Source organism: Acidovorax sp. M2(2025), from assembly GCF_049330835.1.
Taxonomy (GTDB): Bacteria; Pseudomonadota; Gammaproteobacteria; order Burkholderiales; family Burkholderiaceae_C; genus Acidovorax.
Genome location: NZ_CP186262.1, coordinates 1,690,476 through 1,713,162, shown reverse-complemented (window position 1 = coordinate 1,713,162; position 22,687 = coordinate 1,690,476). Strand labels below are relative to the sequence as shown.

Annotated in this window: 15 protein-coding genes; 9 read left to right on the top strand and 6 right to left on the bottom strand. The window is 69.1% G+C overall.

Annotated features, from left to right (window positions below; genetic code table 11):
• The first annotated feature begins 38 nt into the window (after positions 1-38).
• From mutS to ACOYR3_RS07815, 9 genes are all read left to right on the top strand, one after another.
• Positions 39-2,660: a DNA mismatch repair protein MutS gene (mutS, locus tag ACOYR3_RS07855; protein WP_422845895.1), complete on the top strand. Its 2,622-nt coding sequence runs from the start codon at positions 39-41 to the stop codon at positions 2,658-2,660.
• 60 nt (positions 2,661-2,720) lie between these two features.
• On the top strand, positions 2,721-3,011 hold the full coding sequence (locus ACOYR3_RS07850) for a nucleotidyltransferase family protein (RefSeq protein WP_422845894.1): 291 nt from the start codon (positions 2,721-2,723) through the stop codon (positions 3,009-3,011).
• Positions 3,008-3,361 carry a DUF86 domain-containing protein gene (locus ACOYR3_RS07845; RefSeq protein ID WP_422845893.1) on the top strand — a complete coding sequence of 118 codons (354 nt, stop codon included), beginning with the start codon at positions 3,008-3,010 and terminating at the stop codon, positions 3,359-3,361. The genes ACOYR3_RS07850 and ACOYR3_RS07845 overlap by 4 nt, the downstream gene beginning before the upstream one ends.
• Positions 3,362-3,530: 169 nt before the next feature.
• The gene (locus ACOYR3_RS07840) at positions 3,531-4,358 is read left to right on the top strand and encodes a peptidase (RefSeq protein WP_422845892.1); all 828 of its coding nucleotides are present in this window, start codon (positions 3,531-3,533) and stop codon (positions 4,356-4,358) included.
• A gap of 17 nt (positions 4,359-4,375) precedes the next feature.
• Positions 4,376-5,221, top strand: a complete 846-nt coding sequence (locus ACOYR3_RS07835; RefSeq protein WP_422845891.1) for an alpha/beta hydrolase — start codon at positions 4,376-4,378, stop codon at positions 5,219-5,221.
• A 100-nt stretch (positions 5,222-5,321) separates the two neighbouring features.
• Positions 5,322-6,134 (top strand): carotenoid biosynthesis protein, encoded by an 813-nt coding sequence (locus ACOYR3_RS07830; RefSeq protein ID WP_422845890.1) that lies wholly within the window; start codon positions 5,322-5,324, stop codon positions 6,132-6,134.
• Complete coding sequence (locus ACOYR3_RS07825; RefSeq protein ID WP_422845889.1) at positions 6,131-7,609, top strand: oxygenase MpaB family protein; 1,479 nt, start codon at positions 6,131-6,133, stop codon at positions 7,607-7,609. Before ACOYR3_RS07830 ends, ACOYR3_RS07825 begins: the two co-directional genes overlap by 4 nt.
• Positions 7,610-7,657: 48 nt before the next feature.
• Entirely contained in the window at positions 7,658-9,457 is a 1,800-nt protein-coding gene (locus ACOYR3_RS07820; protein ID WP_422845888.1) for a diguanylate cyclase domain-containing protein, read from the top strand.
• Between the two features lie 96 nt (positions 9,458-9,553).
• Complete coding sequence (locus ACOYR3_RS07815; protein ID WP_422845887.1) at positions 9,554-11,344, top strand: diguanylate cyclase domain-containing protein; 1,791 nt, start codon at positions 9,554-9,556, stop codon at positions 11,342-11,344.
• A gap of 162 nt (positions 11,345-11,506) precedes the next feature.
• Here the strand turns inward: ACOYR3_RS07815 and ACOYR3_RS07810 are convergent, their stop codons facing one another.
• The 6 genes from ACOYR3_RS07810 to ACOYR3_RS07785 all read right to left on the bottom strand — a co-directional run bounded on the left by ACOYR3_RS07810 (position 11,507) and on the right by ACOYR3_RS07785 (position 22,686).
• A complete protein-coding gene (locus ACOYR3_RS07810) occupies positions 11,507-12,835 on the bottom strand; it encodes a diguanylate cyclase domain-containing protein (RefSeq protein WP_422845886.1) in 1,329 nt (442 codons plus the stop codon).
• Between the two features lie 194 nt (positions 12,836-13,029).
• On the bottom strand, positions 13,030-13,884 hold the full coding sequence (locus ACOYR3_RS07805) for a MipA/OmpV family protein (RefSeq protein WP_422845885.1): 855 nt from the start codon (positions 13,882-13,884) through the stop codon (positions 13,030-13,032).
• Between the two features lie 10 nt (positions 13,885-13,894).
• The gene (locus tag ACOYR3_RS07800; protein ID WP_422845884.1) at positions 13,895-14,719 is read right to left on the bottom strand and encodes an undecaprenyl-diphosphate phosphatase; all 825 of its coding nucleotides are present in this window, start codon (positions 14,717-14,719) and stop codon (positions 13,895-13,897) included.
• Positions 14,720-14,827: 108 nt separating this feature from the next.
• The gene (locus ACOYR3_RS07795; protein WP_422845883.1) at positions 14,828-16,267 is read right to left on the bottom strand and encodes an efflux transporter outer membrane subunit; all 1,440 of its coding nucleotides are present in this window, start codon (positions 16,265-16,267) and stop codon (positions 14,828-14,830) included.
• 9 nt (positions 16,268-16,276) lie between these two features.
• Positions 16,277-19,459 carry an efflux RND transporter permease subunit gene (locus ACOYR3_RS07790; protein ID WP_422845882.1) on the bottom strand — a complete coding sequence of 1,061 codons (3,183 nt, stop codon included), beginning with the start codon at positions 19,457-19,459 and terminating at the stop codon, positions 16,277-16,279.
• Complete coding sequence (locus ACOYR3_RS07785) at positions 19,456-22,686, bottom strand: efflux RND transporter permease subunit (protein ID WP_422845881.1); 3,231 nt, start codon at positions 22,684-22,686, stop codon at positions 19,456-19,458. Before ACOYR3_RS07785 ends, ACOYR3_RS07790 begins: the two co-directional genes overlap by 4 nt.
• Position 22,687: the final 1 nt, after the last annotated feature.

The window sequence follows — 22,687 nt, the reverse complement described above, 5'->3', positions numbered from 1 at the left end:
AACTGCTACAGTCCACGCCTCATTTCACGCCCCCCAGCATGTCCGACGCGTTTGAGAACCACACCCCCATGATGCAGCAGTACCTGGCCCTCAAGGCCGGCTACCCCGAGACGCTGCTGTTCTACCGCATGGGCGATTTCTACGAAGTCTTCTGGGGCGACGCCGAAAAGGCGGCACGCCTGCTGGACATCACCCTCACGCAGCGGGGCCAGTCGGGCGGCCAGCCGGTGCTGATGGCGGGCGTGCCGTTCCACGCGCTGGAGAACTATCTGGCCCGCCTGATCAAGATGGGCGAGTCGGTGGCCATTGCCGAGCAGGTGGGCGAAGTGGGCGCCGCCAAGGGCCCGGTGGAGCGCAAGGTGGTGCGCGTGGTCACCCCCGGCACGGTGACGGACACCGAGCTGCTGTCCGACAAAGCCGAATCGCTGTTGATGGCCGTGCACCAGGCGCCCCGCGCGCGCTGCGGCCTGGCCTGGCTGAGCGTGACGCAAGGCCGCGTCTTCCTGGCCGAATGCGCGCAGGACGAGCTGGGCGGCTGGCTGGCGCGCGTGGCGCCCAGCGAACTGCTCTACAGCGCCGGTGTGACGGACCGCTTTGAGCAACAGCTGCAGATGCTGCGCCAGGGCGGCGCCTTCACCTGCCCGATGACGCTGCGCCCCGACTGGCAGTTCGACAGCGCCCTGGGCGAACGCAAGCTGCTGGAAAACCTGGGCGCTGCCAGCCTGCAGGCCTGGGGTGCGCAAGACCTGGGCGAGGCCCACGCCGCCGCCGCCGGGCTACTGGCCTATGCCGAACACACGCAGGGCCGCACGCTGACCCATGTGCACAGCGTGCAGGTGCAGCGCAATGACGACCTGATCGACCTGCCCGCCACCACGCGCCGCAACCTGGAACTGGTCAAGACCTTGCGCGGCGACGATGCGCCCACACTGTTCTCGCTGCTGGACACCTGCATGACCGGCATGGGCAGCCGCCTGCTCAAGACCTGGCTGCTGGAGCCGCGCCGCGACCGCACCGAGGCGCGCCAGCGCCTGTCGGCCACCACGGCCCTGCGGGGCGCGGGCGGCGCTGGCGGCGGGGCTGGCCCCTGGTCCACGCTGCGCGGCGAGCTCAAGGGCGTGAGCGATGTGGAGCGCATCACCGCGCGCGTCGCGCTGCGCCAGGTGCGCCCGCGCGAACTGGTGGCGCTGTGCAAGACGCTACAAAAATCAGAGCTGCTTGCGCTTTCTGCACAAGCGCCAGAGCCCTATTTGGCCCAAATTTTTGGCAACCTGCACCCGCCCGAAGGCTGCACCACCCTGCTGTGCGCCGCCATTGCCGAAGAGCCCGCCGCCCTGGTGCGCGACGGCGGCGTCATCGCGGGCGGATTCGACACCGAGCTGGACGAGCTGCGCGCCATCCAGACCAACTGCGACGACTTCCTGCTGGAGCTGGAGACCCGCGAGAAGGCGCGCACCGGCATCCCCAACCTGCGCGTGCAGTTCAACAAGGTGCACGGCTTCTACATCGAGGTGACCAGCAGCCACCTGGACCGCGTACCCGACGACTACCGCCGCCGCCAGACGCTGAAGAACGCCGAGCGCTTCATCACGCCCGAGCTCAAGGCCTTCGAGGACAAGGCCCTGTCGGCCAGCGAACGCGCCCTGGCCCGCGAGAAATGGCTGTACGAGCAGATCCTGGACCAGCTGCAGCCCCACGTGCCCGCACTCACCCGCCTGGCCCAGGCCCTGGCCACGCTGGACGTGCTGTGCACGCTGGCCGAGCGCTCGCTCACGCTGAACTGGTGCGCACCGCAGTTTGTGCCCGAGCCCTGCATCGAGATTGAAGGCGGCCGGCATCCGGTCGTGGAGGCGCGCCTGGCGGAAACGTCCAGCGGCAGCTTCATCGCCAACCACACGCGGCTGAACGCCAATACGCGGATGCAGGTCATCACCGGCCCCAACATGGGCGGCAAATCGACCTACATGCGGCAGGTGGCGCTGATCGTTCTGCTGGCCAGCATGGGGAGCCACGTGCCCGCAGCCAGCTGCCGCCTGGGACCCATCGACGCCATCCACACCCGCATCGGCGCGGCCGACGACCTGGCCAACGCGCAGTCCACCTTCATGCTGGAGATGACCGAGGCCGCGCAGATCCTGCACGCGGCCACGCCGCACAGCCTGGTGCTGATGGACGAGATCGGCCGCGGCACCAGCACCTTTGACGGCCTAGCCCTGGCCAGCGGCATCGCCACGCACCTGCACGACAAGACCCGCGCCTTCGTGCTGTTCGCCACGCACTACTTCGAGCTGACCGAGTTGCCGGCCAAGGCGCGCCACGCCATCAACATGCACGTGAGCGCCACCGAGAACGGCGCGGACATCGTCTTCCTGCACGAGATCCAGCCCGGCCCGGCCAGCCGCAGCTACGGCATCCAGGTGGCCAAGCTGGCAGGCATGCCCTCACCCGTGCTGCACCACGCCCGCCACGCACTGGCCGCGCTGGAAGAGCGCGCTGGCGAGGACGACCTGCAGGTGGACCTGTTCGCGGCCCCCGAGGTGGCCGAGAGCGCGGGCGCAAGCCCCGTGGAGGCGGCTTTGTCCGCCATCAACCCCGACGCGCTCAGCCCGCGCGAGGCGCTGGACGCGCTGTACCAGCTCAAGAAGCTGGCCGGGGCGTGAGGCCACATGGCTGCGACCTTCCGCTAGCATTGCCGTGCACTGGTCTTTCAGGAGCCACTGATGAAGCCCTCGACATCCCTCGACAAGCAACGCTGCGCAGTGCGGGAAGCGGTCGCCCGGTTTCGCACCGCGAACCCACGCGTATTTGGGTCGGTACTGCATGGCAATGACGCAGATGGCAGCGATCTGGATTTGCTGGTAGACCCGCTGCCCGGCACCACGCTTTTTGACTTGGGCGGACTGCAAGTCGAGTTGGAGGAGCTGCTAGGCGTGCCAGTGGACCTGCTCACGCCCGGCGATCTGCCCGCCACGTTTCGCGCCCAGGTTCTGGCGGAAGCCCGGCCCGTATGACGCCCGACCGCTTGCCCGACTATCTGGACCACATGCTGGAGGCAACGACCCTCGCATGCGGCTACCTACAAGGCATGGACCGCGCCACCTTCGAGCAAGACAAAAGAACGCAACAGGCCGTCATCCTCAACCTGATCCTGATCGGCGAGGAGGCCACCAATATCCTCAAGGACCACGAAGCCTTCGCGCTGGCACATCCGCAGGTGCCTTGGCGCGCGATGAAGGGCATGCGCAACCGCATTGCGCATGGCTACTTTGAAATTAACCTGGATGTCGTCTGGGACACTGTGCAAACGGCGTTGCCGGCGCTGCGAGAGCAACTGCGTGCTCTTCGTCCGCCCAACGCATAGCCGCAGGCAGTCCGCCAAACCCGCAGGAATCCAGCATGGGGCGCACTCGCCCCCTTCAGCCGATGACACCGCAAGCCGCCAGGACCGCCAGGTGGACCCTGAACAGCCCTGAGCCTCAGCGCCGCACTAAACTCACTGGTTCTCTCGTTCACTGAATCCACTTTGTCACATGACGTATTGCGTCGCCATCAAACTCAATGCCGGACTGGTGTTCCTGTCCGACTCCCGCACCAACGCCGGGCTGGACCAGATCAGCTCCTTCCGCAAGATGATGGTGTACGAGAAGACGGGCGACCGTTTCATGGTGCTGCTGTCGGCGGGCAACCTGTCCATTTCGCAGTCGGTGCGCGAAATCCTGCAGACCGAACAGCTCAAGGACGGCGAATCCGGCGAAACCATCTCGATCTGGAATGCCAAGAGCATGTTCGACGCGGCCCGCGTCCTCGGCTCGGCCGTGCGCCACGTGCATGAGCGCGATGGCGCGGCGCTCAAGCGCTCGGGGGTGGACTTCAATGTGTCCCTGGTGTTCGGCGGCCAGATCAAGGGCGAGGGCATGCGCCTGTTCCAGGTGTACTCGGCGGGCAACTTCATCGAGGCCACCTCGGAGACGCCGTATTTCCAGGTGGGCGAATCCAAGTACGGCAAGCCGGTGCTCGACCGCGTGCTCACCCCCGAGACGCCGCTGGACGAAGCCGCCAAATGCGCCCTGGTGTCCATGGACAGCACGCTCAAGTCCAACCTGTCCGTGGGGCTGCCGCTGGACCTGGTGGTGTACGAGGTCGATCGGTTCTCCACCGAGAAGGTGGTGTGCATCGACGAGAACAACCCCTACTTCCGCATGCTCCACGACAGCTGGGGCCAGAAGCTGCGCCAGGTGTTCGACAGCATCGAAGACCCGGCCTGGGGCGGTGGCGCCACCAGTGTGCCGATCATGGTGAACCCCGCACGCAGCAAGCCGCTCAAGAAGATCACCAACCACCTGGACAAGCTCATCTGAAGAAAGGCTTGCCCGGCATGACCGCCCCCCGCAACGCGCTGCCCATCGTTTTCTCGCACGCCAACAGCTTTCCCGCCAGCACCTACCGCGTGCTCTTCCGGCACCTGAAAGCCCGGGGCTTTGAGGTCAGCGCGGTGGAGCGCTACGGGCACGACCCGCGCTACCCGGTGACCAACAACTGGCCGCACCTGGTGCAGCAGCTGGCCGACTTCGCGGCCGAGCAGGTGCGCCGGCGGGGCGAACGGGTCTTCCTGGTGGGGCATTCGCTAGGCGGCTTTCTGAGCGTGATGGCGGCGGCGCGCCACCCGGAACTTGCGCGCGGCGTGGTGCTGATCGACTCGCCGCTGATCGGCGGCTGGAAAGCCAATGTGGTGGGCGTGGCCAAGAGCGCCCAGGTGGTGGGCTCGATCTCGCCCGGCCGGGTCAGCCGCCAGCGGCGCTTCAGCTGGGCCAGCAACGAGGAAGCGCTCGAACACTTCCGCAAGAAAAAGGCCTTTGCGCGCTGGCACCCCGAGGTGCTGGAAGACTATGTGGCCCACGGCCTGCACGACCAGGACGGCAAGCGCGTGCTGGGCTTTGACCGCGCGGTGGAGACGGCGATCTACAACACCCTGCCGCACAACCTGGGCCGCCTGCTGCGCGCCCACCCGCTGCAGTGCCCGGCGGCCTTCATCGGCGGCCGCGACTCGGACGAAATGAAGCAGGTGGGCATGGCGATGACCCTGCGCGTCACCGAGGGCCGCACCATGATGCTCGACGGAAGCCACCTGTTTCCCATGGAGCAGCCCATGGCCACGGCCGCCGCCATCGAGGCGGCGCTGCTCAACCTGGCGTCGCTGGCACCGCCCGCCAGCGGGGGCTGACACCGGCCCCGGGGCCTGGCCGGACTCCGGGATAACAAGCAGCGCGGCCGACACACGCATCCCCTACACTGGGGATATTGTTACAGCGTGATACGACCTGATGCGTGCACAAACCCTGCTCCAACACCTGCCTGCCGCCAGCTTCCTGCTGCTGGGGGCCTTTGGGCTGGCCACGATCGCACGCGTGTACAACGACACTACCGCGGCGCTCGTCACGGCATCGGTGCTCATGTTTGCGTGCTGCTGGGCCAGCGCGGCCCACCTCCTGGGCGCCCGGCCGGCCTTCAGGTTCGTGCTGCTGGCCGTGGGCATGGGCTGGTTCGCGGAACAGATGGGCACCAGCCACGGGTGGTTCTTCGGCCACTACACGTACACCGACGTGCTCGGCCCCCGGATCGGCGACGTGCCGATCGTCATCCCCCTCATGTGGTTCGCACTGACGTACATGGGCTATGTGATCACCAACCTCATCGTCTGGCAGGCGCCGGTGGACGGCACCACGGGCCTGGGCCACGCGGCGGGGCTGTCGTTCCTGGCGGCCATGGTAGTGACCGCGTTCGACCTGGGCGCCGACCCCTATTTCGTCTACACGCTCAAGGCCTGGATCATGGCCAAGACCGATGGCGCCTGGTTCGGGGAAACCGTGCAGGGCTTCGTGGGCTGGGTGTTCGTCGCCTTTGCCATCCTTTTCACCTTCCGCCTCACCACGGGTCCGCAGGCCGTGCGGCCCGCCACGCCCTTTCTGCCCCGCCACGCTCTGGTGCCGCTGGCCCTGTACGGCGCGGGCATGGTGTTCCAGATGGTGATGGGCGCCCCTGTAGAAATCCGGACCATCGCACCGTTCGCCATGGGCATTCCGCTGCTGTGCTCGCTGGCGGGCTGGCAGCGCTGGAGCAAGGAGACCACCGCATGAACACCCCCTCCGCCACCGCGGCCGCCCCGCGGATTTCCGACGCCGAGCTGGCAGCCATGCAGCGCCGCGCCGACCCGCTGGCCGACCAGACCCTCAGCGACATCCTCGGCGAATGGCCTGCCGGCGACGCGGCCCTGGATGCCGCCCAATGGCGGCGGCTGGAAACCGTCAACCGCCTCATCGGGGAATGGACGGACAACGCCACGTTGCAAGGCTGGCAGGCGCGCGGCGACGGCGTGGACGCATCCCTGGCGCGGGCGCTGGACCACTACGTACAGGCCGCCCAGGCATTGCCCCCCTGGGCCGACGCCCGCAAGATCGAGCGCGCCGAGCATCTGTTCATGGAGCACGGCGCGCTGTCCTGCATCCTGCTGTTTTGCGCCAGCCTGCCCGAGTGCTATGTCATCCCCGACCTGGCCAGCGTGCTGCACACCTCGGGCCAGCTTGAGCAAAACGCCGAATACCGCATCCGCTCCACCGCGGCCATGATCTTCCCCGTGATGCTGCACGGGGGCCTGGGCCCGCGGGGCGCGGGCGTGGCGCAGGTGCTGAAGGTCCGGCTGATCCATGCCACCATCCGCAACCTGATCCTGCACGGCAGCCCGCAAGCCGCCATGCAGCAGCTGCTGGCAGGCGGCGACGGCAAGATCCCTGCGCTGGCCCGCCAGCCCCGGGGGGGCCGCCAGGCGATGTACCAGGCCTTCTTCGCAAGGGGCTGGGACCTGGGCAGCGACGGCCTGCCCTGCAACCAGGAAGAGCAGGCCTACACCCTGCTCACCTTCAGCTATGTGTTCCTGCGCAGTCTCAGGCGCCTGGGCATCGGGCTGCCGCCCGCCGACGAGGAAGCCTACCTGCATGCCTGGAACGTGGTGGGCCATGTGCTGGGCATTGACCGCGCCCTGATGGTCGAAACGATGTCCGAAGGCCACGCGCTCATGGACCGCATGCAGGCCCGCGGCCGCGCCGAGCCCGTCACCCCCGACCCGCGCCCCGGCCTGGGCCGCGCGCTCATGCAGACGATGGAGAACGCGCTGCCCTGGACGATCGTGAAGCCCTTTCCCCAGCTCATGACCCGCACCCTTTGCGGGGCTGCCACGGCGAACGACCTGGGTCTGACCCAGCCCATGCCCTGGCCCTCCGCCCTTCTGTTCCGGGCCGTGCTGCTGCTGGCGCGCGCGCTCGACGCCGTTGCACGGCTGGTGATGCCGCGCTTTTCCATCGTGCGCATGCTGACCCGTGCGCTGGGCTATCACTTCATGAGCCGCGTCCTGATGAGCCAGACGCGCCCGCTGCAACTGCCCACGGAGCTCCTCCACCAGGTGGATGCCGTGGTGCACAGTTGGAGCGACGATCCCCACGCCCCCGCGTGGCTCAACCGCCTGGAAGACCGGCTCACGACCCGCGGCAGCTGGAACCCCAGGCTGGCGAGCCAGGCCCCGGCAGCACCGACGGCCCCGGCGCAGCAAACCGCCTGACCGCCACCGCTAGCCGACCACCGCTCGCCACCCACGCTCCCGCCGCCGATGAAACCCCTGCCACGCGCCCGCCCGATGCTGCCCTGGCCGGGCCGCGCGCGCAGCGGCGTCGCCGGGGCACTGCTGCTCCTGCTGGCATTGCTGGCCTTGCTGGCGCAGCCCCTGCACGCGCGGGCCGCAACGCCTCCGCTGTTGCTGACGCACGACAGGCCGCAGGTCAACCCGTGGGAGGCCATCACGCTCCGGGCCGATCCGACCTACGCGCTTTCGGCAGAGGACATGCTGCGCCAGCTGGACCAGTTCGGGCCGCCCGCCCGGCGCGGCGGCTCGCTGGGCGTGCACAAGGCCGCCATGTGGCTGCACATCCCCCTGCTTGCGCCCGAGGCGCTGCGCACGCCCTGGGTGGTCGACATCGGCTACAGCTCGCTGCAGGCCGACATCTACCTGGCCCGTGGCGGCCAGGTGCTCCAGCAGGTCCGCTCGGGGCAGCCTGGCGCCAGTGACCTGGACATCCGCACCCCGGCGATGGCGTTCCACCTGGAGCCGGGGCAGACCTACGACCTGCTGGTGCGCGTGCGCGCCACCGGGCCGCTGATCCTGCCCATCACCCTGGGCGAGATGCCCCGCCAGATCCACCAGGCCTTGCGCGAACAGATGCTCCAGGGCCTGCTCAACGGGCTGGCGTTCTGCCTGCTGGCGTACAGCCTGGTCCAGTGGGTCACACAGCGCGAGAACCTCTTCGGTTTCTACGCCGTGGTCGTCCTGGGCAGCGCGGGGTTTTCCCTGCAGTTTTTCGGCATTGGCGACCAGTTCCTGTGGCCGGGCAACCTGTGGATGGCGCGGTATGGCGGACTGACCGCAGGCCTGGTGGCGCTGGCGGGGTCGTTCCTCTTTCTGGGCGCGGCCTTGGCCGACGCCACACCCCGCAGCCGGTATGCGCGCACCATGCGCGCGGGCGCCGCCATCACGGCCCTGGTCTGCGCCGGCGTCGTGCTCGGCGGGGTGAGCGTGCCCATCGCCATTGCCTACATGAGCCTGGCAGGCCCACTGCCCTCCCTGCTCAGCGTGCCGGCGGCGCTCGTGCATGTGCGCCGCGGCAACCCCATCGGCTCCACGCTGCTGCTCGCCTGGGTGGCCTACGGCGTGGCCGCCGCGGTCATGGTGTGCCTGGTGCAGGGCTGGGTGCCGGCGAACTTCTGGACGGTGCACTCGTTCCAGTTCGGCGCCACGCTGGACATGCTGCTGTTCCTGCGGGTCATGGGGCTGCGGGCCAAGGCCATCCGCCTGCAGGCGCAAGCGGCCCTGCGCGAGCGCGACCTCATGCATTCGCTGGCCCACAGCGACCCGCTGACGGGCCTCAGCAACCGCCGGGGGCTGCAGCATGCGCTGCGGGCGGCACTCGAGTCCTGCGCGCCAGGCCATCTGGTGGCGGTGTACCTGATGGACCTGGACGGGTTCAAGCCCATCAACGATTCCTACGGGCACGATGTGGGCGACGACCTGCTGGTGGCGGTGGGCCACCGGCTGCAGGCCAACGTGCGCCATGCCACCGACGTCGTGGCGCGGCTGGGGGGCGACGAATTCATCATCATGGCCTGCCAGCTGGAAACGCCCGAGGTGGCCGATGAACTGGGGCGTTCCTTGCTGCACGCGTTTGACCGCCCGTTCCCGCTGGGCCCCTTCCAATTGAAGGTGGGGCTGACCATCGGCTATGCGCTGGCGCCTCTGGACAGCAGCGACCCCCAGGCCCTGATCCGCCTGGCCGACGCCGCGATGTACACAGGCAAGCAGGAAGGAAAGCGCTCCCTGCGGCGCGCTGCGGGCACAGCGCAGATGCTCGCGGCCTAGGCCGGAGGCAAGGCCCAGCTTCGCAAGTTCCGCTCGACCGCATTCCCTGCAACCTCCCGCCGCATCTACACTGCCCCCAACCCACCCCCACCGGCCATGCGCGTCACGCCTCTCTCGAACTTCTGGCACTGGTTGCCGGCGCCCTGGGCACGCTGTGCACTGGGGTGCGCCTGGCTGGCGCTGGCGATGCTCTGGGGCGACAGCCGGGCGGCCGCTCCATTGCCCTTGCGCGACGACACGCCCCGGATCGAAGTGTGGCCGGCCGTGTCCGTGCTGGCCGATCCCTCCGGCACCTGGACGCTGCAGGACGTGCTGCCCCGAGCGGCTGAGTTTGAACATCCGCCCGGCACCGCCAAGACGCTGGGGGTGCAAAGCGGGGCGGTATGGATCCGCACTCCGCTGGACGTCTCGGCAACATCGGATGGGGTCTGGATCCTGGACATCGACTACCCCGTGCTCAACCGGGTGGAGGTGTACCTGACCCAAGACGGCCACGTGATTCAGCAAGCCACCCTGGGCAGCCTGCAGCCCTTTTCGCAGCGCCCGCTGCGAAGCCGCACCCATGCCCTGGTGCTGCCCATGCACGCCGGCCAGCCGTACGAGCTGCTGCTGCGCGTGGAAACCCGGGGCGCCATGGTGCTGCCCATCACGCTGAGCAAGCCGCCCGCGTGGCATGCGGCGGCCTTGAACGAGCAGATGCTGCAGGGCATCCTCGCCGGACTGGCACTGTGCCTGCTGATCTACAGCCTGGCCCAATGGATCAACCTGCGCGATGTGCTGTTCCTGCAGTACGCGCTGCTCATTGCGGGCAGCCTGCTGTTCTCGCTGCACTTCTTCGGCCTGGCCACGCAGTACCTGTGGCAGGACAACCCGTGGTTTGAAGTGCACGCGGCGGGGCTGTCCTCGCTGATGGCCGCCTGCGGCTCCTTCCTCTTCATCAGCCAGGCGCTGGCGGGCCACCGGCCCGGAAACCTGCTGCTGCGCACCATGCGCGGGGGCGCCTTGCTGTGCGTGCTGCTCGCGCTGGTGCACGCGCTGGACGTGCTGAGCACCTCCACCATTGCCGCGGTCGTCAGCGTCCTCGGGCTGGTCCCTGCCCTGATGGGCATTCCAGGCGCGGTGCGGCGGGCTGGGCGCGGCGACCCGGTGGGCGCGAGCCTGTTGCTGGCATGGGTGGTGTACTTCGCGGCCACGGCCACGGTGATCGGCGTCATCCGGGGCTGGGTGCCCGTGAACTTCTGGACGCTGCACTCGTTCCAGTTTGGCGCCACGCTGGACATGCTGCTCTTCATGCGCGTGCTGGGCCTGCGCACCAAGGCGCTGCGCATCGAGGCCCTGCACGCCAGCCGCGAACGCGACGCCATGCGTTCGCTGGCGCATACCGACCCGCTGACCGGCCTGCCCAACCGGCGCGGCTTGAACATTGCACTCACCTCGGCCCTGCACCACTGCGGCCCCGACCGCCTGCTGGCGCTGTATGTGATGGACCTGGACGGATTCAAGCCCGTGAACGACACCCACGGCCACGATGTGGGCGATGAGCTGCTGGTGGCCGTCACCCGGCGCCTGCAAAGCCAGGTCCGGCAGAGCGATGTGGTGGCCCGCCTGGGGGGCGATGAATTCGTGGTCATGACCGGGCAGTTGGGCAGCCCCCAGCAGGCCCACGACCTGGGCAACAAGCTGCTCGAAGCGTTCCGCACGCCGTTCTCGCTGGGCGACCTGAAGATCGAGGTGGGGCTGACCATCGGCTACGCCATCTCCCCGCACGACAGCAACGATGCCGTCGGCCTGCTCAAGCTCGCGGACGCCGCGATGTACAGCGGTAAGCAGGGCGGCAAGTTCTGCCTGCGGCGCAATACGGGCGACCTGGCACTGTCATCGGCCTAGGGATCCTCTTCCCGAATCGTCGCGCCGTGTGCATCTGCGGTTTCGGGAGGGCTGCTGCGTTTTGCGCCTTGCAGCCCCTCCCGATCCGCAGCGCACACTGTCCGCTCGATTCGTGCAGAGCATCCCTGGGTGCGCCGCCGCCCGGCGACGCTTGCGGACCGCTCAGCCCCCTTCGGCGTAGTGCAGGCGGCCCTTGCCGGCCCGCTTGGCTGCGTACATGGCTTGGTCGGCGCGGCTGATGAGTGCACCGATGTCGCTGTCCCGCGGCCGGACCACGGCAACGCCCATGCTGGCACCGACGGTGACCTCCAGGCCGTCCAGCGCCACGGGGCGCCGCAGGGCCTGCAGCAGGCCGTGGCCGACGGTGTCGATCACCTCGCGCGTGACGCCCCGCTCGAGCATGACCAGGAACTCGTCTCCGCCCAGCCGCGCCGCGGTGTCGCCGCCCCGCACGGCGCCAGCGATCCGTTGCGCCATCACCCGCAGCACTTCGTCCCCCGTGCGGTGGCCCAGCGTATCGTTCACCCGCTTGAAGCCGTCCAGGTCGATGAAAAGCACGGCGACCGCCTCCCCCGTGCCGCGGGCTTGCTGCAGCGCGGCCTCCAGCCGGCTCTGGAACGCCCTGCGGTTGTACAGCCCCGTCAGGCTGTCGTGGTGGGCCAGGTAGTGCTGCTGGCGGGCGATCTGGATCTTGGCGGACACGTCCTGCACCAGTGCCATGACGGAGACCACCCGGCCCTCCGCGTCCGTGAGCGCCGAGTTGAACCATTCGCAATGCACCTCGGCGCCATCCTCGCGGAAGAAGCTGGCCTCCGCCCGGTTCTGGGATTCCGCGCCCGACTGCAGGCGGTGCAGGGCCTCCAGCAGTTCACACCCCTCCTGCAGCGCCAGCAGACCGGGCAGCGCGCGCCCCTTGAGCCCCGCCACCGGCGGCCACCCCATCAGTTGTACCGCGCGCTGCGAGCAGTGCAGCAGCCGCAGGCCATGGTCCATCTCCAGAACGGCCAGGGGACTGTTCTCCATGTGGGACGACAGCCGCTGGTTGGCCGCACGCAGCGCGTCCATGGTGACCTGCAGTTCGTGCACATCAAGCGCAGTGGTCATGAAACCTTCGATGGCGCCCTGCTCGCCGTACCAGGGGGTGAGGCAGATGGTGCGCCATTCGTCAAAGCCGTACGGCGTGCGCAGCAGGCGCTGGTACTGGACCCGTTCGCCCCGCAGCACCCGTTCCACAAACGGCATGAAGCGTCGGCAGTCCTCTTCCCCATAGACCTGCACGAGCGACTGGCCCACCAGGCGGTCCGGCACCGTGCCGAACCACCGGGCATATTCGTCGTTCACGTAAATCATGGTCAGGCCGCGGTCCACCACCGCCATGGTGGCGCCAGCGCTGCGGGTGACGATGTCCAGCAGACGGTCCTTGGACGGGCCGGACTGGCCGCCGGGGACGGCGCAGGGTTGCTGCGTCAACTCTGACTCTTCTTGCATCATGCGGCAAAGCCCCGGAGGCTGAACATCGACACGCGAGGGGAAGGAACCGTCCACCGCAGCGCGGCCCCAAGAACCCAAGAAGGGACACGGACCGGCCCGGCGCCTTCAGCTTAACATTGATCCGAGCACTGGCGCGGGCTGTCCCTGCCGTGCTCACGGGCTCCGCCTGTGCGCGGCGGCCGGCCCGCAGGCGGCTATTTGCAGCAGCGGTAGGCCAGCCCGACCGAGACCGAGTACCCCGTGGGCTCCACCGTGAGCGGGCTGCGCCGCGCGTCGCCCTTGAGCTGGGAGACCCGCGCCGCGCCCAGCACCACCCAACGGCGGTTGATGGCAGTCATCACTTCCACGCCGGCGTCCACGCTGTACAGGCCCGCGGCCGGCGAAAACGCGGGCAGCGCCCCCGCGCCCCCTTCCGGCACGCCGAAATGCGCGCGCAGATAGGTGCGGTCGCCAAAGCTGGCGCCCGCGCCGAACGTGACTTTGGTCTGGGCGGTCACCGGCCAGGTGTAGCCGATGCTGGTGGATAGCTGGGCGCCGCCGTCCCGCCCGAGGATGTCCTGCGACAGGCCCGCGCCCACGGCCCAGCGGTCCGTGAAGGCGTAGCCTGCACTCACCCGCGCGCGCAGGGTGGAACGCACGGACGGCAGCCCGACCAGGATGGGGGCATCCGAGCCGTCGCGCCCTTTGTCGACACGCAGCGATGCGCTCAGGTTGAAGCGGTCGCTCTGCGCCAGGGTGGCGCTGGCGCCCCCCGAATCGCGCGGCGCCAGGCCGTGGCCCATGAACGCGCTGCCGCGCGAAGTGCTGATCCGGAAGCGCCCGTATTCAATGGCCCAGGCCGGCCGCAGGCTGTTCTTGCGGCCGTCGCCCCCCGCGTAGTCGGGGCTGGAGCTGACCAGCGCCCCCAGGACGTAGTTGAACCGGGGCTTGGCGGGCTCGTCGCCGTCCCGCGGTGCTTCTTCGGCCGCGCGCGCCGCGGGCCATGCAGCCAGGCAGGCCAGAAGGGCAACGCAGGAGCAACGGCGAAGAGGCAGGCGGGAACGGGTCATGGCAGGATTATCAATCCGCCCACTGCACCCAGCCACCCCAGGCGGTCAACAAAACGACAACGCCAAAGACGATGCGGTAGTAAGCAAACGGCACGAAGCTGTGCGTGCTGATGTAGCGCAGCAGCCAGCGCACGCACAGCCAGGCGCTCACGAACGAAAAGACCAGCCCCACGCCAAACAGGGGCAGGTCCGCTGCCGACAGCAGCGCGCGCTCCTTGTACAGGCTGTAGACGCCCGCACCGATGAGCGTGGGGATCGCCAGGAAGAACGAGAAATCCGTGGCCGCCTTGCGCGACAGCCCCAGCAGCATCCCGCCAATGATGGTGGCGCCGCTGCGGCTGGTGCCGGGCACCATGGCCAGGCACTGCGCCAGGCCTACCTTCAGGGCATCCCAGGGGGTCATGTCGTCCACCGACTGGATGCGGGCCGCCGAGGCCGGCCTCCGCTCCGCCCACAAGATGATGAAGCCCCCCACGATGAAGGTCGTGGCCACCACCATGGGGGTGAACAGGTGCGCCTTGATGGCCTTGCCGAACAGCAGCCCCAGCACCACCGCCGGGAAAAAACCGATCAGCACGTTCACGGCAAAGCGCTGCGCCTGGCGCTCGGTGGGCAGTGCCGCCAGCGTCTCGCGGATCTTCTGCCAGTACACCAGGATCACGGCAAAGATGGCCCCGGTCTGGATGGCGATATCGAACACCTTGGCCTTGGCGTCATCAAACCCCAGCAGCGAACCGGCCAGGATCAGGTGCCCGGTGGAGGAAATCGGCAGGAACTCCGTCAGCCCCTCGACCACGCCCATGACGGCGGCCTTGGCCAGCAATAGAACATCCACGCGCACTCCTTGATAGAAATTTAAGTAAAAGTGGGCTCTAGCGCTTATCTGACAAGCGCAAGCAGCTATCAAAACAGGAGTATATGCCCAGCCGCCCGGGCACCCTCGTCAGGCCGGCGGTTGCCAGGGGGCGTGCCAGCCGCCGCCCAGCGCCTGCACCAGCGCCACCGCCGCCAGCTGGCGGTTCACCTGCAGTTGCAGCAGCGCCCGCTGCGCGGACAGCGCCGCCACCTGTGCAGTGACGACCTCGGTGTAGCTCACCTGCCCTTCGCGGTAGCGGTTGAGCAGCTGCTGTGCGGTGCGCTCGGCGGCCGCCACGGCTTCGCGCCGCAGGGGCTCCTGCGCCTGCAGCGTGCGCAGCACCGTGAGCTGGTCTTCCACGCTCTGGAAGGCTGTGAGCACTGTCTGGCGGTAGGCCGCCACGCGCGCATCGCGGGCCGCCTGGGCGGCGTCCACCCGCGCCGTGGTGGCACCCGCGTCAAACACGGTCTGTGCCACCGACAGGCCCAGCGACCACACCAGCGTGGAGGCCTTGAACAGGTCCGACACGCTCGATCCCCCGCTGCCCAGGGAGCCGCGCAGGCCCAGGTTCGGGAAATAGCCCGCGCGCTGGATGCCGATCTGCGCGTGGGCCGCGGCCACCGCGCGCTCGGCCGCCGCGATGTCGGGGCGGCGCTGCAGCAAGCTGGACGGCACCACCGGCGGCACTTCGGGCACGGCGGCCGACCAGGGCGCGGGCGGCAGCGCAAAATCCGCCGGGGCGCGCCCGGTCAGCACGGCCACCGCGTGCTCGAACCGCGCACGGTTCTGCCGCACCGTGGCCAGGTCGGCCCGGGCATTGGCCAGCTGGGTCTGCGCCTGCAGCACGTCGGTCTGCGCCACCACGCCCGCGCCGTAGCGGTTGCGTGCGATCTGCAGGCTGCGCTCGTAGCCCTCCACCGTGGCCTGCAGCAGCTCGCCCTCGGCATCCGCCTCGCGCAGCTGGAAGTAGGCCGACGCCAGGGCGCCCACGGCCGACAGCCGGGCCGAGGCCAGGTCGGCCTCGCTGGCCTGCGCGCTGGCCTGTGCGGCGCCCACGCCGCCTTGCAGCCGGCCCCACAGGTCGGGCGCCCAGTCCACCCCCAGCGAGGCCGAGGTGGACAGGCCCGTGCGCGCGGCCCCCTCGCCGCCGGTGCGCGTGGCGCCACCGGACAGGCCGACCGACGGGAACAGCCCCGCCCGTTCCTGCCGCACCACGGCCTGCGCCTGCGCGTAGGCCGCCACGGCGGCGGCGATGTTCTGGTTGGACAGCTGCACCTGCGCGGCCAGGCGGTTCAGCTCGGCGTCCTGGAACAGCTCCCACCACGGCCCGCGGTCCAGCGCGTCGGCCGGGGCGGCGGGTGTCCAGGTGGCGCCGGCCTCCTTGAACGCCTGCGGCGCCGGGGCGGCCGGGGCTTCGTAGGGCGGCTGGGTGGCGCACGCCGCCAGCAGCGCCAGCGCCAGCAAGGCGCCTGCGCGCCGTGCGGTGCGTGCCGCGGGTGCACGGAGGGGGGAGGAACGTGTCTTCATGGTGCGCGGTCACGGCGCTGCGCCCGAAGCGGCAGCGCGGCTGAGTTGTTGTTCGTTGGGGGCGGGCCTGCGCAGCTTGTCCAGCAGCACATACACCACCGGCGTGGTCAGCAGGGTGAGCAACTGGCTGGCCACCAGCCCGCCGATGATGGCCACGCCCAGGGGCTGCCGCAGCTCCGAGCCCTGGCCGAAGCCGATGGCCAGCGGCAGCGCGCCCAGCGCCGCCGCCATCGTCGTCATGAGGATGGGCCGGAAACGCAGCAGGCAGGCCTCGCGCACCGCCTCCAGCGCCGTGAGCCCGCGCGCCCGCTCGGCCTCCAGCGCGAAGTCGATGATCATGATGGCGTTCTTCTTGACGATGCCGATCAGCAGGAACACGCCGATGAGCGCGATGATGGTGAACTGCATGCGGAACAGCAGCAGCGCCAGCACCGCGCCCACGCCGGCCGAAGGCAGCGTGGTCAGCACGGTCACCGGGTGGATGAGGCTTTCGTACAGCACGCCCAGCACGATGTAGATGACCACGATGGCGGTGACGATCAGGAACAGCTGCTGCCCCTGCGACTGCTGGGCGCTGAGCGCCGTGCCCTGGAAGCTGCCCCGCACGTTGGTGGGCATGGCGATGTCCGCCTCGGCCTGCTGGATGACCTGGCGCGCCTGCTCCAGCGATGTGCCGGGGTCGATGTTGAACGAGATGGTGGTGGCCAGCTCGCCGTCCTGGTGGCTGATGGAGGTGGGCGAGGCGCGCTCCACCACGCGTGCGATGGCGCTGAGCGGCACCATGATGGAAGGCTGGGTGCTGATGACCTGCCCGGTGGAGGCGCCGCGCTGTCCCGGGTTGGCCGCCGTGCCCGTGGCCCCTGTCGGGTTGGCGGCCACATAGATGTCGGCCAGCGCGGGCGGGCCGCGCGTGTACTCGGGGCCCCACTCCATGATGACCGCGTACTGGTTGAGCTCGTCGTAGATGGTGGCCACGGAGCGCTGGCCAAAGGCGTTGTACAGCGCGTTGTCGATGGCCGAAGCGCTCACGTCCAGGCGCGACGCGCTGGCACGGTCCACCTCCACGTAGGTCTCCACGCCGTTCTCGGCCTGGTCGGTGTCCACATCCTGCAGCAGGGTCTCTTCCTTCAGCCGGTCCGCCAGCTTGCCGGCCCACAGCTTCAGGTCGGCCAGGTTGTCGCTCTTGAGCGTGTACTGGTAGGTGGAGTTGCTGGAGCGCCCGCCCATGCGCAGGTCCTGCACGGGATTCAGGAACACGCGCAGGCCGGTGATCTGGTTGAGCTGCGGGCGCAGGCGGGCGATGACGGCCGGCGTGCTGTCCGCGCGCTGTGCGAGGGGCTTCAAGTTGACGAACATGAAGCCGCCGCCCGCGCGGCTGCCGCCCGAGAAGCCCACCACCGTGTCCACAGCGGGGTCCTTGCGGATGATCTCCACGGCCTCGCGCAGCTTGCGCGCCAGCGCCTCGGAAGAAATGCTCTGGTCGGCGCGCAGGCCCGCGTTGAGCTGGCCGTTGTCCTGCTCCGGAAAGTAGCCCTTGGGGATCTTGGCGAACAGGTAGACGTTGAGCCCGATCACCGCCAGCAGGATGAGCACCACGAGCCCCTTGCTCGCCAGCGCCCAGTCCAGGCTGTGCTCGTAGCCGCGCAGCACCCGCCGGTAGCCGCCTTCCGCCCAGCGCGCCAGGCGCGAGGGAGGCTTGTCATGCGCCGGATCGTGCGCACGCAGCAGCCACGCGCACATCATGGGCGTGGTGGTGAGCGAGATCACCAGCGAGATCATCACCGCCACCGACAGCGTGACGGCAAACTCGCGGAACAGCCGGCCCACCTGCCCATCCATGAACAAGAGCGGGATGAACACCGCCACCAGCGACAGGCTGATGGACAGCACGGTGAAGCCCACCTCGCGCGCGCCTTGCAAGGCCGCCTCCAGCCGCCCCATGCCCGCCTCGATGTGGCGCATGGTGTTCTCCAGCACCACGATGGCGTCGTCCACCACGAAGCCGGTGGCCACCGTCAGCGCCATGAGGCTCAGGTTGTTCAGGCTGAAGCCCAAAAAGTACATGATGCCGAAGGTGCCCAGCAGCGACACCACCGTGGCAACGGCGGGGATCACCGTGGCACGGGCCTTGCGCAAGAAGAGGCCCACCACCAGCACCACGAGCGCGATGGACACCATCAGCGTCAGCTCGATCTCGCGCAGCGACGAACGGATGGAATTGGTGCTGTCCGACGCCACGGCCACCTGGATGTCCTGCGGCAGCTGGGCCTGCAGCTCGGGCAGCAGCGCGCGCACGGCATCAACCGTTTCGATGATGTTGGCGCCGGGCTGGCGGGTGACCAGCACGATGATGGCGGGCTCGCCGTTGAACAGGCCGACCGTGCGGCGGTTCTCCACGCCGTCCACCACCCGCGCCACGTCGCCCAGGCGCACGGCCGCGTTGTTGCGCCAGGCCACGATCAGCGACGCGTACTCCGCCGCCTTGCGGGCGGGCTGCGGGGTGTAGATCTGCAGCCGCCGGCCGTCCCCCTCGATCGCGCCCTTAGGCCGGTTGGCATTCGATGCCTGGATGGCCGCACGCACATCCTCGGTGCTGATGCCGTAGCGGTTGAGCGCAAACGGCAGCAGCTCCACCCGCACGGCGGGCAGCGAGCCGCCGCCGATCTCCACCTCGCCCACGCCGTCCACCTGCGAAAGGCGCTGGCTGACCACGTTGGACACGGCGTCGTAGATCTCGCCCGGCGTGCGCGTCTTGGACGTGAGCGCCAGGATGATGACGGGCGAGGCCGCCGAGTTGCGCTTGCGGTACGTGGGGTTGCTGCGCAAGGTGGCCGGCAGGTCGGCCCGGGCCGCGTTGATGGCGGCCTGCACCTCGCGGGCGGCGGCGTCGATGTTGCGGTTCAGGTCGAACTGCAGGCTGATGCGCGCCGAGCCGTTGGAACTGGACGAGGTCATCTCGTTCACCCCCGCGATCACGCCCAGGCGCCGCTCCAGCGGAGTCGCCACGCTGGTGGCCATGGTCTCGGGGCTGGCCCCGGCCAGGGTGGCCGACACGGAAATGGCCGGGTAGTCCACCTGCGGCAGCGGCGACACCGGCAGCACGAAGAACGCCGCGATGCCCGCCAGCGCCACGCCGATGGTGAGCAGCACCGTGGCCACGGGCCGCTCGACGAAAGGGCGCGACAGGTTCATGCCGCGTCCTCCGGCTGCAGCGGCGCCGCAGCCGTGCCCCGGCCCGTCACACGGCGGCCCAGGCGGTCAAACGCCAGGTAGATCACGGGCGTGGTGAACAGCGTCAGCAATTGGCTCAGGATCAGCCCGCCAAAGATGGCCAGGCCCAGCGGACGGCGCAGCTCCGCCCCGTCGCCCCAGCCCAGCATCAGCGGCAGCGCCGCAAACAGCGCCGCCAGCGTGGTCATGAGGATGGGCCGAAAGCGCAGCAGCGCGGCTTGGTGGATGGCCTGCTGCGGCGCCATGCCCTGGTGGCGCTCGGCGTCGATGGCGAAGTCGATCATCATGATCGCGTTCTTCTTGACGATGCCGATCAAGAGGATGATGCCGATGATGCCGATCACGCCCAGGTCGTTGCCCGTGAGCATCAGGGCCAGCAAGGCGCCCACGCCGGCCGATGGCAGGGTGGAGAGAATCGTCACCGGGTGGATGTAGCTCTCGTACAGCACGCCCAGCACGATGTACACGCACACCATGGCCGCCAGGATCAGCCACAGCTGGCTGGAGAGGGATTTTTCGTACGCCCCGGCGGCGCCCAGGAATTCCATGGACAGGCCCGCAGGCATGCCGATCTCCTTCGCGGCGGCGCGGATCGCATCCACCGCGCTGCCCAGCGACGTGCCGGGCGCCTTGTCAAACCCCAGCGTGGCGGCCGGGTACTGGGCCACGCGCGTGACCTGCAAGGGCGCCAGCTGCTCGCGGATGGTGGCCACCGCCGCCAGCGGCGTGGGTGTGCCGGCACCGGTGCGCAGCGGCAGCGTGCCCAGCGCCTCGGGGCTGCCCAGGCCCTCGGGCTGGGCTTCCAGGATCACGCGGTACTGGTTGGTCTCGGTGAAGATGGTGGACACGATGCGCTGGCCGAAGGCGCTGTACAGCGTGTCGTCGACGGTGCTGGCGGTGACGGACAGGCGCGACGCCGTGTTGCGGTCGATGTCCACAAACGCCGACAGGCCCTGCGCCCCGGCGTCCGTGGTGGCGTTGCGCACCTTGGGCTCGCGCTGCAGGCGTTCCACCAGCTTGCGCGTCCACTCGTTCACCTGGGCCGAATCCACACCGCCGATGGACACGCGGTATTCGGTGGGCCCGGTCTCGGCATCGATGGTCAGGTCCTGCGTGGGCTGCAGGTACAGCGTGACGCCCGCCACGGACTGCACGCGCTCGCGCAGGCGCTGCACGATGGTGTCCTGCGCATCGCGCTGCGGCTTGAGGTTGATGAGCATGCGCCCCGCGTTGAGCATGGTGTTGTTGGCCGCGTCCACGCCCACGAAGGAGCTGAGCGACTCCACATCCGGGTCCTGCAGGATGGCGCGGGCGGCCGCCTGCTGCAGCTCGCTCATGCGGGCATACGACACGTCCTGCGAGGCCTCGATGCGCGCCTGCAGCTGCCCCGTATCCTGCGTCGGGAACAGGCCCTTGGGAATCACGGCATACAGCAGCGCCGTCAGCACCAGCGTGAGCACCGCCACCACCAGCGTCACGCCCTGGTGGCGCAGCACCCACTGCAGCCACCGGTCGTAGCCGCCAATCACACGCTCAAACCCCCGGTTGATGCGGCCGGCCACGCCGTGCGCGCCGCCCACGGGCTCCGCACGCAGCCAGCGCGCCGCCATCATGGGCACGAGCGTGAGCGACACCACCGCCGAGATGAGAATGGTGATGGCCAGCGTGACGGCAAATTCGCGGAACAGCCGGCCCACCACGTCGCTCATGAACAAGAGCGGAATCAGCACCGCGATCAGCGACACCGTGAGCGAGATGATGGTGAAGCCGATCTGCGTCGCCCCCTTGAGCGCGGCCTGGAACGGCGGCTCGCCCTTCTCAAGATAGCGCGCGATGTTCTCGATCATCACGATGGCATCGTCCACCACGAAGCCGGTGGCAATGGTCAGCGCCATCAGGCTCAGGTTGTTCAGGCTGTAGCCCAGCAGGTACATCACGCCGCAGGTGCCGATGAGCGAGATGGGCACGGCCAGGCTGGCGATGACGGTGGCGCGCAGGCTGTGCAGGAAGAAGAAGATCACCAGCACCACCATCAGCACGGCCAGCACCAGCTCCATCTCCACATGCGCCACCGATGCGCGGATGCCCGTGGTGCGGTCGGACAGCACTTGCACCTTGAGCGATGCGGGCAGCCCGGCCTGCAGCTCGGGCAGCAGCTTCTTGATCTGGTCCACTGTGGCGATCACGTTGGCGCCCGGCTGGCGTTGCACATTCAGGATGATGGCTGGAGTGAGTGTGGCCCCCACGCTCCCCACTCCGTGTGGTTCGCTGCCCCCCGAGGGGGCGCTCGCCGCCTTGGGGCGGCCCGGCGGCGGCTCGGTGGCCCCCACGCTCCCTGCGTCGCTGCCACTTGAGCCCACACCCGCCCACGCCCCCAGCCGGTTGTTCTCGGCGCTTTCCACCACGCGGGCCACCTCTGCCATGCGCACGGGTGCGCCGTTGCGCCACGCCACGATGAGGTTCTTGTAGTCGTCCACCGTCACCAGCTGGTCGTTGGCATTGATGGTGTACGAGCGCTGGGGGCCGTCAAAGCTGCCCTTGGCGCTGTTGGCATTGGCGGCGGTGATGGCGGTGCGCAGCGTGTCCAGGCCGATGCCGTAGGTGGCCAGGGCCTTGGTGTCGGCCTGGATGCGCACGGAGGGGCGCTGCCCGCCCCCCAGCGTCACCAGCCCCACGCCGCCCACCTGGCTGATCTTCTGCGCAAGCCGGGTGTTCACCAGGTTCTGCACTTCGGTCAGCGGCAGCGTTTCCGAGCTGATCGCCAGCGTCAGCACCGGCGCGTCGGCCGGGTTGACCTTGGCATACACCGGCGGCGCGGGCAGGTCGGCGGGCAGCAGCGAATTGCCGGCATTGATGGCCGCCTGCACCTCCTGCTCGGCCACGTCCAGCGCCAGGCCCAGGCTGAACTGCAGCGTCACGATGGACACCCCGGCCGCGCTCGTGGAGGCCATGCGCTCCAGGCCCGGCATCTGGCCGAACTGGCGCTCCAGCGGCGCGCTCACCGTGCGGCTCATCACCTCCGGACTGGCGCCGGGGTACAGCGTCTGCACCTGGATCGTGGGGTAGTCCACCTCAGGCAGGGCCGACAGCGGCAGGAAGCGAAAGCCCACCAGCCCCGCCAGCACGATGGCCAGCATGAGCAGCGCGGTGGCAACGGGCCGTTCAATGAAAGGACGCGAAGGACTCATG

Bases quoted from the DNA above. Each gene is read 5' to 3' on its own strand.
- mutS (WP_422845895.1), top strand. From the start codon at position 39: ATGTCCGACGCGTTTGAGAACCACACCCCCATGATGCAGCAGTACCTG.
- ACOYR3_RS07850 (WP_422845894.1), top strand. From the start codon at position 2,721: ATGAAGCCCTCGACATCCCTCGACAAGCAACGCTGCGCAGTGCGGGAA.
- ACOYR3_RS07845 (WP_422845893.1), top strand. From the start codon at position 3,008: ATGACGCCCGACCGCTTGCCCGACTATCTGGACCACATGCTGGAGGCA.
- ACOYR3_RS07840 (WP_422845892.1), top strand. From the start codon at position 3,531: ATGACGTATTGCGTCGCCATCAAACTCAATGCCGGACTGGTGTTCCTG.
- ACOYR3_RS07835 (WP_422845891.1), top strand. From the start codon at position 4,376: ATGACCGCCCCCCGCAACGCGCTGCCCATCGTTTTCTCGCACGCCAAC.
- ACOYR3_RS07830 (WP_422845890.1), top strand. From the start codon at position 5,322: ATGCGTGCACAAACCCTGCTCCAACACCTGCCTGCCGCCAGCTTCCTG.
- ACOYR3_RS07825 (WP_422845889.1), top strand. From the start codon at position 6,131: ATGAACACCCCCTCCGCCACCGCGGCCGCCCCGCGGATTTCCGACGCC.
- ACOYR3_RS07820 (WP_422845888.1), top strand. From the start codon at position 7,658: ATGAAACCCCTGCCACGCGCCCGCCCGATGCTGCCCTGGCCGGGCCGC.
- ACOYR3_RS07815 (WP_422845887.1), top strand. From the start codon at position 9,554: ATGCGCGTCACGCCTCTCTCGAACTTCTGGCACTGGTTGCCGGCGCCC.
- ACOYR3_RS07810 (WP_422845886.1), bottom strand. From the start codon at position 12,835: ATGATGCAAGAAGAGTCAGAGTTGACGCAGCAACCCTGCGCCGTCCCC.
- ACOYR3_RS07805 (WP_422845885.1), bottom strand. From the start codon at position 13,884: ATGACCCGTTCCCGCCTGCCTCTTCGCCGTTGCTCCTGCGTTGCCCTT.
- ACOYR3_RS07795 (WP_422845883.1), bottom strand. From the start codon at position 16,267: ATGAAGACACGTTCCTCCCCCCTCCGTGCACCCGCGGCACGCACCGCA.
- ACOYR3_RS07790 (WP_422845882.1), bottom strand. From the start codon at position 19,459: ATGAACCTGTCGCGCCCTTTCGTCGAGCGGCCCGTGGCCACGGTGCTG.
- ACOYR3_RS07785 (WP_422845881.1), bottom strand. From the start codon at position 22,686: ATGAGTCCTTCGCGTCCTTTCATTGAACGGCCCGTTGCCACCGCGCTG.